This is a genomic window from Nocardiopsis sp. EMB25, from assembly GCF_026797795.1.
Taxonomy (GTDB): domain Bacteria; phylum Actinomycetota; class Actinomycetes; order Streptosporangiales; family Streptosporangiaceae; genus Nocardiopsis; species Nocardiopsis lucentensis.
In genome coordinates this window covers 5,033,931-5,049,073 of the sequence record NZ_JAMTDN010000001.1, presented here as the reverse complement: position 1 = coordinate 5,049,073, position 15,143 = coordinate 5,033,931, and the positions used below count along the sequence as shown (strand labels likewise).

The 15,143-nt window shown below is 67.2% G+C and carries 12 protein-coding genes and 1 tRNA gene; 5 read left to right on the top strand and 8 right to left on the bottom strand.

Features of this window, described 5'->3' with window-relative positions:
* Positions 1 to 17 precede the first annotated feature (17 nt).
* From gyrA to KIK06_RS22265, 3 genes are all read left to right on the top strand, one after another.
* Positions 18 to 2,600, top strand: coding sequence for a DNA gyrase subunit A (gyrA, locus tag KIK06_RS22275; RefSeq protein ID WP_017600669.1), 2,583 nt, complete (start codon positions 18 to 20; stop codon positions 2,598 to 2,600).
* A 110-nt stretch (positions 2,601 to 2,710) separates the two neighbouring features.
* Positions 2,711 to 3,502 (top strand): DUF3566 domain-containing protein, encoded by a 792-nt coding sequence (locus tag KIK06_RS22270; protein WP_268644955.1) that lies wholly within the window; start codon positions 2,711 to 2,713, stop codon positions 3,500 to 3,502.
* A gap of 192 nt (positions 3,503 to 3,694) precedes the next feature.
* Positions 3,695 to 3,768, top strand: a tRNA-Ile gene (locus tag KIK06_RS22265).
* A 556-nt stretch (positions 3,769 to 4,324) separates the two neighbouring features.
* Here the strand turns inward: KIK06_RS22265 and KIK06_RS22260 are convergent.
* Positions 4,325 to 5,005 carry an arsenate reductase/protein-tyrosine-phosphatase family protein gene (locus tag KIK06_RS22260; protein ID WP_017602269.1) on the bottom strand — a complete coding sequence of 227 codons (681 nt, stop codon included), beginning with the start codon at positions 5,003 to 5,005 and terminating at the stop codon, positions 4,325 to 4,327.
* 711 nt (positions 5,006 to 5,716) lie between these two features.
* Positions 5,717 to 6,742: a ParB/RepB/Spo0J family partition protein gene (locus KIK06_RS22255; RefSeq protein WP_268644954.1), complete on the bottom strand. Its 1,026-nt coding sequence runs from the start codon at positions 6,740 to 6,742 to the stop codon at positions 5,717 to 5,719.
* Between the two features lie 841 nt (positions 6,743 to 7,583).
* On the opposite strand from KIK06_RS22255, the gene KIK06_RS22250 reads away from it, so the two are divergent.
* Both KIK06_RS22250 and KIK06_RS22245 read left to right on the top strand, forming a co-directional pair.
* Complete coding sequence (locus tag KIK06_RS22250) at positions 7,584 to 7,991, top strand: ArsR/SmtB family transcription factor (RefSeq protein WP_017602267.1); 408 nt, start codon at positions 7,584 to 7,586, stop codon at positions 7,989 to 7,991.
* On the top strand, positions 7,984 to 8,874 hold the full coding sequence (locus tag KIK06_RS22245; RefSeq protein WP_017602266.1) for a permease: 891 nt from the start codon (positions 7,984 to 7,986) through the stop codon (positions 8,872 to 8,874). Before KIK06_RS22250 ends, KIK06_RS22245 begins: the two co-directional genes overlap by 8 nt.
* 125 nt (positions 8,875 to 8,999) lie before the next feature.
* Here KIK06_RS22245 and KIK06_RS22240 read toward each other — a convergent pair whose 3' ends face one another.
* The 6 genes from KIK06_RS22240 to KIK06_RS22215 form a co-directional block, all read right to left on the bottom strand.
* The gene (locus KIK06_RS22240; RefSeq protein ID WP_017602265.1) at positions 9,000 to 9,596 is read right to left on the bottom strand and encodes a cupin domain-containing protein; all 597 of its coding nucleotides are present in this window, start codon (positions 9,594 to 9,596) and stop codon (positions 9,000 to 9,002) included.
* Positions 9,597 to 9,781: 185 nt separating this feature from the next.
* Positions 9,782 to 10,657, bottom strand: coding sequence for an amino acid kinase family protein (locus KIK06_RS22235; RefSeq protein ID WP_017602264.1), 876 nt, complete (start codon positions 10,655 to 10,657; stop codon positions 9,782 to 9,784).
* Positions 10,658 to 11,172: 515 nt separating this feature from the next.
* Positions 11,173 to 11,334 (bottom strand): hypothetical protein, encoded by a 162-nt coding sequence (locus KIK06_RS22230; RefSeq protein WP_268644953.1) that lies wholly within the window; start codon positions 11,332 to 11,334, stop codon positions 11,173 to 11,175.
* 272 nt (positions 11,335 to 11,606) lie between these two features.
* Entirely contained in the window at positions 11,607 to 13,256 is a 1,650-nt protein-coding gene (phnE, locus tag KIK06_RS22225; protein WP_268644952.1) for a phosphonate ABC transporter, permease protein PhnE, read from the bottom strand.
* A gap of 77 nt (positions 13,257 to 13,333) precedes the next feature.
* A complete protein-coding gene (gene phnC, locus KIK06_RS22220; protein WP_017602261.1) occupies positions 13,334 to 14,149 on the bottom strand; it encodes a phosphonate ABC transporter ATP-binding protein in 816 nt (271 codons plus the stop codon).
* Positions 14,150 to 14,200: 51 nt separating this feature from the next.
* Positions 14,201 to 15,106: a phosphate/phosphite/phosphonate ABC transporter substrate-binding protein gene (locus KIK06_RS22215; protein WP_017602260.1), complete on the bottom strand. Its 906-nt coding sequence runs from the start codon at positions 15,104 to 15,106 to the stop codon at positions 14,201 to 14,203.
* Positions 15,107 to 15,143: the final 37 nt, after the last annotated feature.

Genomic DNA, 15,143 nt, shown 5'->3' with positions numbered 1-15,143 from the left:
AGAAGGGATCGACATCCGTGACGGATGCGAACAACCCGGACTCTCCCGAGGGTGCGGACTCCGCTGTTGAGGCCCCGGCGAGGGACCGGATCGAGCCGGTCGACATCCAGGTCGAGATGCAGCGCAGCTACCTCGACTACGCGATGTCGGTCATCGTCGGCCGCGCCCTGCCCGACGTGCGCGACGGACTCAAGCCGGTCCACCAGCGCGTGCTCTACGCGATGTACGACGGCGGGTTCCGGCCCGACCGCGGGTTCTTCAAGTGCGCCCGCGTCGTCGGTGACGTGATGGGTAACTACCACCCGCACGGCGACAGCGCGATCTACGACACCCTGGTGCGCCTGGCCCAGTGGTGGTCGATGCGCATGCCGCTGGTCGACCCGAACGGCAACTTCGGCTCCCCGGGCAACGACCCGGCCGCCGCCATGCGCTACACCGAGTGCAAGCTCGCGCCGCTGGCCATGGAGATGCTCCGGGACATCGACAAGGAGACCGTCGACTTTCGGCCCAACTACGACGGCCGCTCCTCCGAGCCCGTCGTCCTCCCCGCCCGGTTCCCGAACCTGCTGGTCAACGGCTCGTCGGGGATCGCGGTCGGTATGGCGACCAACATTCCGCCGCACAACCTGCGCGAGGTCGCCGACGGCGTCAACTGGTATCTGGAGAACCCGGACACCGACGACGAGGCGCTGCTGGACGCGCTCATCGAGCGGGTCAAGGGCCCGGACTTCCCCACGCGCGGACTCATCGTCGGCAAGCGGGGGATCGAGGAGGCCTACCGGACCGGGCGCGGCTCCATCACCATGCGCGCGGTCGTGGAGGTCGAGGAGGACGGCCGCGGGCGCCAGACGCTGGTGGTCACGGAGCTGCCCTACCAGGTCAACCCGGACAACCTGGCGCTGAAGATCGCCGACCTGGTCAAGGACGGCAAGGTCAGCGGCATCGCCGACGTGCGCGACGAGAGCAGCGGTCGCACCGGTCAGCGCCTGGTCATCGTGCTCAAGCGCGACGCCGTCGCCAAGGTGGTGCTCAACAACCTCTACAAGCACACCCAGCTCCAGGAGACCTTCGGCGCGAACATGCTCGCGCTGGTCGACGGGGTGCCGCGGACCCTGCGCCTGGACCAGATGATCCGGCACTGGGTCAAGCACCAGATCGAGGTCATCGTCCGCCGGACGCGCTACCTGCTGCGCAAGGCCGAGGAGCGGGCGCACATCCTGCGCGCACTGCTGCGGGCGATGGACCGCATCGACGAGGTCATCAACCTCATCCGCGCCAGCGCCTCCGCCGACGAGGCGCGCACGGGCCTCATGGGCCTGCTGGAGATCGACGACATCCAGGCCCGCGCCATCCTCGACATGCAGCTGCGCAAGCTGGCCGCGCTGGAACGCAACCAGCTCACCGCGGAGTACGACGAGCTGATGGCGCAGATCGCGGACTACAACGACATCCTCACCTCGGACCCGCGCCAGCGGTCCATCGTCCGCGAGGAGCTCGCCGAGATCGTCGAGAAGTACGGCGACGAGCGGCGCACGCACATCATCCCGTTCGAGGGTGACATGCGGATGGAGGACTTCATCGCCGAGGAGGACGTGGTCGTCACGATCTCCCGCGGCGGGTACGCCAAGCGCACGCGGATCGACAACTACCGGGCGCAGAAGCGCGGCGGCAAGGGCGTGCGCGGGGCGCAGCTGAAGCAGGACGACATCGTCCAGCACTTCTTCGTCACCACCACCCACCACTGGATCCTGTGCTTCACCAACCAGGGCCGGGTGTACCGGACGAAGGCCTACGAGCTGCCGGAGGCGGCCAGGGACGCGCGCGGTCAGCACGTGGCGAACCTGCTGCCGTTCCAGCCGGGCGAGGAGATCGCGCAGATCATGGCGCTGCGCGACTACGAAGCGGCTCCGTACCTGGTGCTCGCCACCCGCGAGGGGCTGGTGAAGAAGTCGCGCCTGGAGGACTTCGACTCGGCGCGTTCGGCGGGGATCATCGCGATCAACCTGCGCGAGGACGACGAGCTGATCGCCGCGCGACTGGTCTTCCCCGACGACGACCTGCTGTTGATCTCCAGCGACGCCCAGGCGATCCGGTTCTCGGCCTCCGACGAGTCGCTGCGTCCGATGGGGCGGGCGACCAGCGGTGTGATCGGTATGCGCTTCATGTCGGGCGACTACCTGCTGAGCATGGACGTCATCCGGCCCGGGGACGGGTCCTCCGACGTCCTGGTGGCCACGGAGAACGGCTACGCCAAGCGCACCCCGGCCGACCAGTACCCGGTGCAGAACCGGGGCGGCAAGGGCGTTCTGACGGCCAAGGTCGTGGAGGCCCGCGGCAAGCTGGTCGGGGCGATGATGGTCGACCCCGAGGTGGACGAGATCTTCGCGATCACGTCCGCGGGCGGGGTGATCCGCACCGGCGCCGCCGAGGTCAAGCAGTCCGGCCGCACCACGATGGGCGTGCGCCTGATGAACCTCGACAAGGGCAACAAGATCGTGGCCGTGGCGCGCAACGCCGAGGCCGCTGAGGAGGCCGAGGAGGTCGGGGCCGACGACACGGCCGAGGGCGCGGTGACCGGGGAAGGAAACCCCGAGGCCTAGACTGCGCGTTAGGTCCTTTTGATCCCGTGGGGTTCCGTTCGTGAACCCCACGGGACACCACTCTTCGCGGCATTCACCCGTCTCAACGAAAGTCCAGCGGTAACGTTTCTATGTCTGACAACCAGCGGAACACCCCCACGAACGAATCCGAAGCGGACACGGCGGTGACCGCCGGAGACGAGGCGGCGGAGAAGGGCACGGTCGAGGCGACCGAGCCGGAGCCGACGGACACGGAGACCGCCGAGGCGAAGTCCTCCGAGGGCGAGGAGTCCACGGAGGAGAAGGACGCCGAGGAGGACACGGGGAAGGCCTCCGGCGAGGCGAAGACCTCTGACGCGGAGGGGGCCGCCGACACCGAGCCGGAGGAGCCCGAGCGTTCGACCCCGATCTTCGCGGCCGCCGACCAGGAGCCCGAGAAGGATTCCGTGGAGGACCGCGCGGAGGCGGGAGAGACGGCAGTGACCGATTCCAAGGCCTCGGTCCCCGAGGGGCCGGGCGCCGTGAAGGCGACGATGTCCAGCCGCAAGGCGCACCTGACGGTCTCCCGTGTGGAGCCGTGGTCCGTGATGAAGTTCAGCTTCGTCGTGTCCCTGGTGTGCTTCATCGTCCTGTTCGTCGCGGTCGCGGTGATCTACGCGACCCTGTCCATGCTCGGTGTCTTCGACGAGGTCACCAGCATGATGGAGGCGCTCCTGGAGGGCGAGGGGAACACCGGTGAGGGTGAACTCGGCCTGGACCCGGCCGCCTGGTTCTCCCCGGGGCGCGTCCTGGGCTACACGGGCGTGATCGGGGCGCTGAACATCGTGCTGATCACCGCCCTGTCCACGGTGGGCGCGATGGTCTACAACCTGGTCGCCGACCTGGTCGGGGGCGTGGACGTCACGCTGACCGAGGCCGAGTAGGGCCTTGGCGGGTCCGGCCCCGGGCGCCGTGCCCGGGGCCGGACCCGTGTCCGAGGGGGTGGCCCGAGCACTCCGGAAACCCGGTAAAATGGGAGGTGAAGAGGGACGCGGTCGCCCGTGTCCCTCTGGCTTCCGCGTCATCTCCCGGTTCGCTCCACGCACCGGGATGCGGTAGAGTTCCTCGAGGAACGAGGGCGTATAGCTCAGTCGGTTAGAGCGCATCCCTGATAAGGATGAGGCCCCAGGTTCAAGTCCTGGTACGCCCACCCAGATTTCCCTGGTCAGAGCCTTGCTTCTCCGGTAGGAGAGCAGGGCTCTTTCTCTTTTGACCGTCATCTGGTCCGGATTCCACGGCATCCCCTCTCAGAACCCGCGCTCTCCGGCGCTGGACAGCACCAGCTGGACGCGGAGTCGACAACAGACCGAATCGCTATGTCGACCCGTCCGCAGGCGGCCGTCCGTTGCGTCGTCATCAGGCCGAGGGAACTGGGGAGTTCGTATGGTTCCCGGGCCGTGAACGCTCTGATCCTCCCGGTCGCCGGTCTCCCCTGAGGTGGAGCCACGTGCGAGGGGAGACATGTCGCCATGTCCACAGGTCGTGACATCGACCATCTTGTGTCAGGTGGGCTCCTCAGCCGCGGAGCGCGGTCAGCGCGCTCAGACGGCGACCTCCACAGGGCGCGGATCCGCTGTTCGGTCTCGTCACGGATCAACCGAAGCCCCGCAGCCTGTGCGGCAGAAGCTGTTCGCCGGCGTCACGTCATGGGCGGGGCCCAGGCTCTTGTGGTCGGCACGGGCGGTCCTGACGGCGGAGTCGGACGTTCACGGTCTCTTCTGGTGTCGGACGGCGTGCGCGAGTCGTTCGACGCGGTCGCTGATATGGGTGAAGGCCTCCTCGAAGGCGGCGCCGGTGTTCACCCGCAGGGGGTCGGGGACCGACCAGTGCAGGCGATCGCGACTGGGAGGGAGTTCCTCGTGCGCGCTGTCGCAGACCGCGACGATCAGGTCTCCCTCGCGCAGCACCTCGTCCACGTGGGCGGTGGTCCGTGAGCTCAGCGACAGGCCGTGACGTCTGGCGGTGATCAGTGCCCCTTCGTTGACGTGGGTTCCAGGGTGCGTTCCGGCCGATACGGCGGGGACGTGACTGTGGTTCTCCCACAGTGCGGCGGCCAGTTGGGAACGAGCCGTGTTGTGGGTGCACACGAACGCCACGCGTGGTGCGTGCAGGAGAGTGGCCGGTGCCAGCGCCGAGAGGGCCTCGGGGCGGAGCCGGATGTAGGCCCGACGGTGGTCGGCCTCGGAACGGACGCGAATGACGACGTCGGCCTCCTCCAGGACGCGCAGGTGATAGGCGACGAGGTTGGAGCGCATCCCCACCAGGTCGCCCAGTTCGCTGGGGGACGCGTCCCCGGTCCGCAGGGCGTCGGTGATGGCCAGGCGGGCGCTGTCCGCCAGTACCGCGTGCAGTCTGGACCGCTGCTCCAAGGAAACTTCGGCGTTCATCAGCTCAATGTTCGCCGCGTGAAAATACGTGGACAAGGCCTTGCTCCTTCCGGTCGCTCGAAATCCGTCGGGACTTCGGGGCCTGTTCCAGGGCAGGCCATGCCTGTTGCGGTGACCGCGACCTTTCCGGTGGCCCTCTCCAGGCCCGATCCCGAGTACCTTGCTGTCGCCGAGAGGTCGTGGCCCCGCCTTCCTGGGTGGTCTGCTGTGTGGAGAGCCTGGTCTGGGAGGGCTCAGGCCGCTGGCCGCCCCGTCCCTCGTCGGGGTACAGGGTGGCGTGGGGCATGGAGCGGCCGAACGGCGTCCCGATCTCTGGGAGGAAATCGAAGCACACCATGAAGAGATATGCACGCCTTCGGGGCGCGGAACCTGGGACTCATGAGAACGTCGCTCCGCAGCCTGTCTTCCGGTGGCGGCGCCTTGCGTCCATGGCATGGAAGGATCATCGCGAGGTTTTCTCCGAAGGAACATCGGTGGTTTTGCGACCCCGAGGGTGGCGGTTACGATCTCTCTCGGGGCGTGGAACCGTTCTCACCTTGTGGTCGAAGGATATGCGATTCTTGCCGTGCTTCGGTGGCGACAGTAGCGGAGTGTTCCGGTTTTCCTTGCCGGAGAGCGAGATCGCATCCTATTCTGAGGTCAGCCTCAGTGGAAAGCAGGAAACCCCGACCAAGTTCTCCTGGTCGGGATCGCATTCGTGATTGTTGGTTGTCAGGTGCCGTTCGCGGGGGACGACTGCTCCCCACGGCGTTCCAAGAGGGTCGCTATGACGTTCCAGTTCATGGCGCAGGCGCGCGCCACGGCTGCGATTCTCGCGGCCTGGTGCGGGGGGATGTGTTCGACGAGATCCGCTTCGTCATGGCGTATGACACGGGTTTCGAGCCAACGGATCATCGTGCGGCCCTCGTCGTTGTACCTGAGGGTGGGATCCTTCTTCAGTGAGTCGAGTACGACGCCGAGGTCGATGGGGCGGGCTTCGGCGGAGCGCTGCTTTGTTCCCCGGTTCCTCGTGTCCACCCGTTCGCCCAGCCCTGTCGAGGCCGGATGATCCGCGGTGACCCGTACTTCGCCGACCGTATCGCCGTCTCCGTCGGGCGAAGGGGGTTCTTCGCGTGCTGGGGGTCCGTTCGCGCTTGCCAGTTGTTCGCGGACGTCCCGCACGGTCTCCACGGAAACACGGGCCATCCGCGAGATCTGCCGAAGCGATGCGTCCGGGCTCCGAGCCAGGAGGTCGGCGACCCGTTGTCGGCCCTCGTCGGGGTTGACGGCTCGGACGCGACCGTCGAGTCCGACCCGGACCGCCGACTGGGCCGCGGGGTCCACCGAGGAACGCCGCAGGGCACCGACCGTCTTTCCGGACAATCCGACCTTGGCGGCGATCGCCCGATCCGACCATTCGGGGTGGGTGGCCAGGATCTTCTTGGCGGATTCCTTGCGGTCGGACAGCGTCAGAGGCAACCCGTGCCGGATGTTGGCCTCGACCGCGGCGATGAAGCAGTCGGGGTCCGGGCCGTCGAAGTAGATCACCTCGATGGTGGCGCGGTTGCTCAACCGCGCCGCCTGTAGGCGGTGCATGCCGTCGATGACCCGCATCGTCGTTCGGTGCACGAGGATCGGGGGTAGCTCGTCGATCCGCTCGGTCAGACGTTCCACGTGGTCGGGGTCGACCCCTTCCACCCGAGGGGAGTCGGCGTCCAACAGGAGATCGACCGGGACTCGCTCCGAAGTGGTCGCCATCTCAGCTCCTTTGGGGAAGAACGCCATCCATGATCGGCGTGCCGGATTCGGTTCGGGCGCCGGTGATACACCGAATTCTGTCGGCATGGGTCGGATCCGGACCGTATGTGGTGCGGAGCGTGTGGGCGGGGCGTCCGTGGACGATCCGGACGGGGAGAAGAAGTGCGGGGGTGTGCCGACATACACGGCGTGTCGGCCCCATGCTGACGCGAGTACTCACAGGCACCAAGAATAAAGATTATTCTCTCTGATTTCAATCAAAAGGCGATCTCTTGTCCTGTCCTTCTGGGACGTTTGGCGCCTTATGTGCTAAACGGCGGTATTGAGTCCTCAGTGGATGGTTGCTCCGGTCGGTTCCTAGAGGGCGGGCGTGGTCACGTGGGCTCATGGTCAATATCGGTCGTGGAAGACAGGACCGGGTGAGAGGGGAACAGGAGGAGTCAACGTGGGTTCTTCCGTCCGTACGACGGACGCGGCGTTCTTTTGTCTGGTCGCACTGGTACAACGCTGAACCGGGTCGGTGGCGGGCAACGTAGCCGGGGAATGCCGGTGTTCCGCTTTCTGGTCTGCTTTCTGACCAGGACTGGTTCCAGTCGGGGCCGTGCGAATGGTGCGCGGGCGCCCCTCCCCGCGGCGCCCGCAGCGAAGCCCCCGGATGTTCACTCGCCGAACCGGGTTCGCTGATGGCAACAGCCCTCGCTGATGGGATCATGGGTGGTGCGATGGCGGCGCTCTGATCAGGGGGTGTCGGCGACCTTCGCCTGACGCGCCGGGGCGCCGCCGAGTCATGTAACAGCGAAGACTGTTGACATGAATAATTACTGTTGATAGGAGTAGGGTTATGTCGAAGGAACTGGACATCCGGCTGCTCGAAGGCGAAGAGCTGTCGAACTGGGAGCGGGCGAGGCTGCTCGTGCCCAAGCTGAAGGCACTCGCCGACGAGAACCGTACGATCCTGTGCCTTCTGCTCGCCGAGCGCCCGCACACCGTGAAGGAGCTCCAGGAGGCCACCGGTCTCAGCCAGACCCTCATCAGCCACCACCTGCGCCCCCTGCGTGAACAGGAGCTGGTCAAGGTCGTGCCTCGCGGTCGGTCCAACGTGTACGCCCTCTGCTGTGAGGAGCTGGGGATGCCGGTCCGCTGGCTCGCCTCGCTCGCGGCACTGACCCCCGAAGGCGCCAAGGCGTGCTGCCTCAGCGAGGAAGACGACGAAGCGACTACCCCCCCAGAGGAACCAACAGATGTCTGAAACCTGGATCGAGACGATCAAGACATTCGGCACGATCGCGGTTGAGCTGGTTGTGCTCTTCTTCGCGGTCGCGTTCATCGTCGCCCTACTGCAGCGCCGGTTGGGCGAGAAGAGGATCCAGCTCTGGCTGGCCGGAGGAAAGATGGCGGCCCCTCTGAAGGGGGCGGTCCTGGGTGCGCTCACCCCCTTCTGCTCGTGTTCCACGCTCCCGATGCTCATGGGCATGCTGAAGGTCGGGGCGCCGTTCCGGGCCGCGGCCGCGTTCCTGATCGCCTCGCCCCTCATGAACCCGATCATCCTCGGTATCACCTGGATCCTCTTCAGCTGGAAGGTCATGGCCGGCTACGCCCTTGTGGTCTTCGCCGGCACGATCGTGCTCTCCCTCGTCCTGGAGGCGCTCGGGATGGAGAAGTACGTCCGCCGGGTGAAGGTCAGCGCTGAGGGGCACAGTGACGCCCCGTGGCAGGGCATCAAGGCCGAGGCCCGTCCCGCCTGGGACCAGGCCGTGTCGTTCTTCAAGCCGCTGGCGATCCCGATGCTCATCGGGGTCTCGATCGGCGCCTTCATCTACGGTGCGGTCCCCCAGACGTTCCTGACCTCCGTCGCGGGCCCCGACAACCTGTTCGCCGTGCCGGTCGCCGCCCTCATCGGTATCCCCCTCTACATCCGCACGGAGTCCGCCCTCCCCATCGGCCTCGCCCTGAACTCGGCCGGTATGGGGCTCGGTCCGGTGTTCGCCCTCATCATCGGAGGCGCCGGAGCCAGCCTTCCCGAGCTGTCCATGCTGGCCGCGATCTTCAAGCCGCGCCTGGTCGGCGCCTACGTCGCCAGCATCCTGGCGGTCGCCATCTCCGGTGGCCTGATCATCCCCCTGCTGGTCTGATCCCTGTCGTCCCACGACCGTGCGAAACGGGGTTCATCGTGGAAGCAGCGTGGCGGAGAAGGCGAAGAGCCGGTGGCCCCATCGAAGGACGGGGCCACCGGGCCGAAGGTCCGATCCGACGGGGATCAGAAGTTGACCGAGACCACCTTGGCCGGGCCGGAGCCCTTGGTCGCGGTCAGGGTGTGCGGGACGTTCGGGGCGATGTAGAAGCTGCCGCCCTGCGGAATCGTCGCCTCTCTGGGAGCGGCCGGGTCACCCCATTTGAGGTGGATGTCGCCCTCCATGCAGTAGATGACCTCGTGGGCGTCATGGCCGCTGTTGAACGCCGCCTGGTCGGGGTCGTCGACGTTGACCTCGAGCATCAGCGGGACGAGCTTGGGCAGGGTCCGGGTACGCACCAGGCAGTTGTAGGTGTAGTACTCGGTGCCGCCCCGCATGCCCTCGACCACCGGGTTGTCGTCCGGGGCCTGGACGCGGACACCCCCGTCGAGGTCGGTGACGAACCCGGGGGTGAGCTCCGAGGTCGAGGTTCCCAGGATGCCGGCGATCTGGGTCAGCTTCTCGAGGGTCAGCTCGCCGCCGCCCTTCTCCTCCATGGTGACGACGTCGTCGACGCTCAGGCCCAGCACCTTCGCGAAGGACTCCCGGTCCATCTTGATGTGCTCGCGGCGGTCCTTGATCCTCTGGCCGTAGGTTTCCTCGAGGGCAGGGGTGGTCGCCATTTCTCTCTCCTTCGGTGATGTGGCGGTGGCGAAGCGGCTGAGGAGGCGGGGTGGTCCGGTCGGCCCGCGTGGGGGCGGGTCGACCGGAGGGGAACCAGGTGGCCCCGGTACCTCCTCGGCCCCTTCGCGGATCACGGTGCGAACTCGCGCCGTGAGGTCGTGGTGGTCGCGCGCCGCGCGGTGGCTCAGGTCATGACCGGGCGGGACGAGATACGTGTGCACGAGACGCCCTCCGGCCAGTCGGCGAAGGGGCTGAACAGGTGGTCGTAGTCGGCGCCGCGCGCGGATCCGCGCATGATGAAGCATTCGGCCCCGGCCGAGGCGCTGGCCAGGAGTGCGTCGAGCTTGGTCTTGAGCGCTCCCGTCGTGTCCCACGGGCTCTTCGCCCACAGCGCCGAGTAGGCGCGTTCGGGAGAGGCCGGGTCGACGTGGGCGAGGACGTCCTTGCCGCCCGGGCCGTCCAACAGAATCCCGGGGACGTCCGTCAGGCTGACCACGCGCAGGCCCGGACCCAGGGCGCGGACGAGGAACTCCGGCACCCGGTCGCTGGAGAGACCGTGGAGTCGGCCGTCCGCGCCGAGCACACTGTCGCCGGACAGCACCGGAAGGGAACCGGTGTCGAGCACCTTGGTCAGGACGTCACCGCGCACCGAGAACGATCCGTCCTCGTTCAGGACCGACATGGCACCGAGTTGAAGGGGAAGCACCCGGACACCCTCGTGACGCAGCGCTTGCGTCCACGCCCAGCGGACGTCCGCGAGCGCCTTGGTGAGGGGGATGCAGCCGAACGGGTCGGCGTCGTCGTTTCCGCGGAGTGCTCCGTGCCCCACAGCTCCACCGCCGGTGATGAACACGAGGCGGCCGCGATTCTCATGGAAGATCTTGGCGATGATGCGGGCGTAGTCCGCTATCGCGGGTATATCGAGGCTGTTCTCGACGCTCTTGTCAGAGAAGAGGCTTCCGCCGATCTTGATGGCGAGAACGGTTACCGACCGAGATTCCCTGCTGGGAGCGGAGCGCTCCCTGTCAGGTTGCCGGTCGATGGTGGGGATTCCGCTCACTGTGATCGTTCTCCGCTTTCGTGCAGGTTAGACAGGTTCGCGTCCACGGTGGTGTGGTCCGACGTTCGGAGGGTCGGGGATTCGCCGTGCATTCCCTATGCGCGGCCATCGACATGTCTGCTGTCTGCTCTTGGCTGGTGGAGAGGGCGGTGTGGTGGTATCGGCCTTCGGGGCCGCCCTTCGGGGTCGACCCTTCGATTCCTGAATGGTGTTCGCTTGACTGAGATGAACCCTAGGTTCGACATGTCGGACATGTCCAGAGGGGGTGGTTCATATTTTTCTACCGGAGCGTTCAGTTTCGCCCTGGACGTGTCGGAAGTTGTCGCGTATGGGCAGGTGGTCAGGGGTTCGAAAGATTCAGCCAGACAGTGTGGGTGAGGTGAAATTTTTTCGTTCCCCTCTTGGCACGAGAAGAACCCGCACCGAATGACCGGTGCGGGTTGCAGCGCTATTGCTCGAGTGAAACCCAGGGCCTCCAGACCGGCTCTCCTGGGTTCTCTTTTTTGTTTCCCGGATCAGCGAGAAGGGGTTCCCTCAGCCTTTGTGTCGGCCTTCGCCTGGGGCTCGGGCTGGGGTGTCTCCTCTTCCTCCTCGGTGACGTTCACGGCGCCGCAGCAGCTGTCCAGCTCTTGCTTGGAGTCACCGCCGATGAGCTTCTTGAAGAGTCCTCCGGCCATATCTGGCCTCCAATCTGTTTTCTTCCTGCCGAACCGCCGGTGTTCGCCGGATGGAAATCGATGCTCCGCGTGCCGAGTGGCCGTTGGCGCACGGAGTCCGGGGCAGGGGCCTCCGTGCTTGGAGGGCCACGTCGGCGTGGTTCCGGGATGGATTCTGTTCGGTCTGCGGAGCCTCGGGTGGACCTCCGGGTGGGAGAACGTCTTTCTTGTATCCAGTAATAACAACAGCTTTGACTGATGTCAACCATAGATGTTGGTCGATTGTGGTGTGCTCACCGCACCAGACGCCTCAGCAGCATGCTGACCAGTTCCAGGGCGAAAACCACCGCGAACGTCATCAGAGTGATCAGGGTGATGACGTCGTATTCGCGGGTCTGCGTGGCCTGGAGGAGGTAGAAGCCCACCCCGCCGGCGCCGACGAGTCCGAGCAGAGTCGCGGACCGGATGTTCACGTCGAGCTGGTACAGGAGCCCGCCGATGAGTGCGGGGGCCGCCTGGGGCAGGACCGCGGTGAAGTAGCGCTGGGTCCTGGACGAGCCCAGCGCCGACATCGCCTCCAGCGGGCCGGCGTCGATCTCCTCGAGCGAATCGGCGACGAGTTTGCCGAGGAGACCGACGGACCCGAGCGCCAGCGCGAGTGCTCCGGCGACCGGCCCCAGACCGATCACCACGACGAACACGATCGCCAGGACCAGTTCCGGCAACCCGCGGACCGCGAGGACGAACCCGCGGAACACTCCGTGCACCACCCTGTTCCCCGAGATGTTCCGGGCGGCGAGCGTCCCGACGGGCACCGCCAGGAGCGCTCCCAGAAAGGTGGCCGCGAAGCCGATCTGCACGGTCTCCAGCAGCGCGAGCAGCAGCACGTCGAGCATCCCCGCGTCCCCGGGCGGCCAGAACAGGCCCAGTGTCGTGAGGAAGCCCGACCAGCCGGCCGCGGCGTTCGCCTCCAGCGCACCGCTGCCGAACAGGGACGCCACCACGGCCGCGACGACGACCACGGCGTACATCCAGTTCCGCGCTCGGGCGAACGTGAACGGAGGTGAGACCCGTCGCGGTGTTTCCGGCGGCGCGGTGTCCCGGGGGGCCGCGGCCGGAGCGACCGTGGCCGGGGCGCGGCGCCCCCGGAACCACCGGGTGAGCGGTCCGTGCGCTTCGATTTCACCGTCGCCCGACCCGCGCAGGAGGACCCGGCGGATCGAAGTGGACACCATTTCGGTCAGCAGGCACAGCACCAACAGGATCAGTGCCCAGGCGATCCCGAGGCCGAAGTCCAGGCGGGCGAACGCGTGGGCCATCTCGAACCCGATCCCCGCCACGCCCACGATCCCGAGGACGGCCGACACCCGCAGGTTGATGTCGAAGCGGTGGAGCCCGATCGCGATGAACGCCGGCAGGGCCTGGGGAACGACCGCGGTGAGGAGTCGCTGTCCGCGAGTGGCGCCGATACTGGTCAGCGCCTCCCGCGGCCCGGGTGACGTCTGCTCGATCGCGTCGGCGTAGAGCTTGCCCACCATGCCGATCGAGTGCAGCCCCATCGCGAGGACGCCGGGGAGCGCACCCAGACCGAACAACCGGACGAAGAGGATGGCCAGGACGACGTCCGGTACGGCACGGGCGGCCACGATCAGTCCCCGAGACGTGAGCCGGTGCGGTGTACCGGGGGTCGTCACCGACGACGCCCACACCGACAACGGGAGGCTGAGCACGATGGACAGCAGGGTGGCCAGGAAGACGGTACCCAGCGTGATACCGGTCTGCCGGAGGATCTCCTCTCCGCTGGGCAGGGACAGGGGCCAGGTCTGCCGGATGAACACCTCGGCGTTGGCGACCCCCTGTACCAGGGCGGCGAAGTCCACCCCGAGGGAGCGCAGGGACCAGAGACCCGTGCCGACGAACAGGCAGAGGAATCCGAGGACCACTCCCGTGCTCTTCTGGGGACGCCGCGGGCCCGTCGGCAGGGAGCGGGGTACGGGGGGCCGTACCGGTGGCGGCGCGATCATCCGGTGACGTCCAGTGCCATCGACTCGGTCCTCGGCGCCATGCCGTAGACCTCCATCGCGGTCGTGGTGTCCAGAGTGGCCGCGGGGGCGTCCAAGGTGACCTCGCCGTCACGGAGCCCGATGACGCGGTCCGCCCATCCCAGGGCCAGGTCGACCTGGTGCAGACTTCCGATGACCGTCAGGGATCGCTCACGGGCGATCTCGCGCAGCAGCCGCATGACGGTGTCGGCGCTGTCCGGATCCAGCGAGGCGACGGGTTCGTCGGCGAGGAGGATGGCCGGGTGCTGCATCAGCGCTCGCGCGATGGCCACCCGCTGTTGCTGTCCGCCGGAGAGTGTGCTCGTGCGCTGGAACGCGAGGTCGGCCATGCCGACCCGGTCGAGATGGTCCAGCGCCTCCACGCGGAGGGAACGCGCGTAGGAGAACAGGCCGAGCCGGGGGCCCACGAGCCGTCCGAGCGCGCCGCTGCAGACGTTCTCCAGCACGCTCAATTGTCCGACCAGGTTGAACTGCTGGAAGACGAAACCGGTCCTGCGGCGGAGCCGGCGCAGGTGGTGGCCACGCGCCCGCGCCACGTCGGTGCCCAGCACCCGCAGGCTTCCGCTGGTCGGCCTGTGCAGACAGCAGATGTGCCTGAGCAGAGTGGACTTTCCGGAGCCGGAGCGGCCCAACAGCGCCAGGATCTGCCCCTTCGGGACATCGAATCCGACCCCGCGCAGTGCGGTCACTCCGCCGTCGAACTCCTTCGTCACCTGTGTCAGTGAGACGGCCGGCTCACGATCGACATCGTCGTGTACCGCGTGGTCTGCCATGGAAACCTCGCATCGTTCATCGGGGAGGGGAGTCGCCGGTGCGGGTGTGCGCTAACCCGCCTCGCAGGCCTCGGCCTCGGTGATCTCGCAGAGCTCGCGGATGGGGTCGTAGAACGCGTCGTCGGCCTCCGTGAACCCCCAGTAGCCGGCGATGTCGTCGACCCCGAGGGCGTCGGCGTTCCCCCGCTCCAGAATCGCTTCGCCGACCGACTCCCGGAGTTCGGGATCCAGGGAGTCGAGGATGGCCAGAGGGGAGTTGACCACCGGGTCGGACTTCCAGAGCACGGTGTAGTCGTCGTGGTCGATGCCCTCCTGCTCCGGGAGGACCTCCTCGTACAGCAGGTCGCGGACGGCCCCCGCGTCGCAGTCCCCGTCCCGGACCGCCAGGAGGGACGCGTCGTGCCCGCCGGCGAACCTCTCCGTGTAGTCACCCTCGTCCAGACCCGCCTCCATCAGTCCGGACAACGGGTAGAGACGTCCGGAGGTGGAGTTGGGGTCGACGAAGCAGACCGTCTTGTCGCGCAGGTCGGAGAGTTCGCTCAACCCGCTGTCGGCCCGGGCGACCATGTAGGAGTGATAGCTGGGGTCGCCGCCCTTCTCGTAGAGTTCGGCCGCGATCGGGGAGATGTCGACCCCCGAGTCCTTCGCCAGGACGTAGCTGAACGGCCCGTACATGGCGATGTGCACGGTGCCCGCGCGCTGGGCCTCGATGAGGGCGGCGTAGTTCGTCATGACCTCCAGCTCCACCTCCTTGCCGGAGGCCTCGGCGATCAGTTCCCTGAGCGGCTCGTAGGAGGCGTTCAGGGAGGCGGCGTTCTCGTTCGGGATCAGGCCCATGATGAGCGTGTCCGGGTCGGAAGCGCTGTCGGCGTTCGAGGCGCCGCCGCAGGCGGCCGTCAGCGCGAGGGCGGCGGACGCGGCACAGAGTGCGATGGTCCGGGAGGAGATTTCGGGCATACTGCGGTCCTTTCGAGGAAGAGAGCGGAGTGGCTGG

Bases quoted from the DNA above. Each gene is read 5' to 3' on its own strand.
- KIK06_RS22270 (WP_268644955.1), top strand. From the start codon at position 2,711: ATGTCTGACAACCAGCGGAACACCCCCACGAACGAATCCGAAGCGGAC.
- KIK06_RS22260 (WP_017602269.1), bottom strand. From the start codon at position 5,005: ATGAACGCCGAAGTTTCCTTGGAGCAGCGGTCCAGACTGCACGCGGTA.
- KIK06_RS22255 (WP_268644954.1), bottom strand. From the start codon at position 6,742: ATGGCGACCACTTCGGAGCGAGTCCCGGTCGATCTCCTGTTGGACGCC.
- KIK06_RS22250 (WP_017602267.1), top strand. From the start codon at position 7,584: ATGTCGAAGGAACTGGACATCCGGCTGCTCGAAGGCGAAGAGCTGTCG.
- KIK06_RS22245 (WP_017602266.1), top strand. From the start codon at position 7,984: ATGTCTGAAACCTGGATCGAGACGATCAAGACATTCGGCACGATCGCG.
- KIK06_RS22240 (WP_017602265.1), bottom strand. From the start codon at position 9,596: ATGGCGACCACCCCTGCCCTCGAGGAAACCTACGGCCAGAGGATCAAG.
- KIK06_RS22230 (WP_268644953.1), bottom strand. From the start codon at position 11,334: ATGGCCGGAGGACTCTTCAAGAAGCTCATCGGCGGTGACTCCAAGCAA.
- phnC (WP_017602261.1), bottom strand. From the start codon at position 14,149: ATGGCAGACCACGCGGTACACGACGATGTCGATCGTGAGCCGGCCGTC.
- KIK06_RS22215 (WP_017602260.1), bottom strand. From the start codon at position 15,106: ATGCCCGAAATCTCCTCCCGGACCATCGCACTCTGTGCCGCGTCCGCC.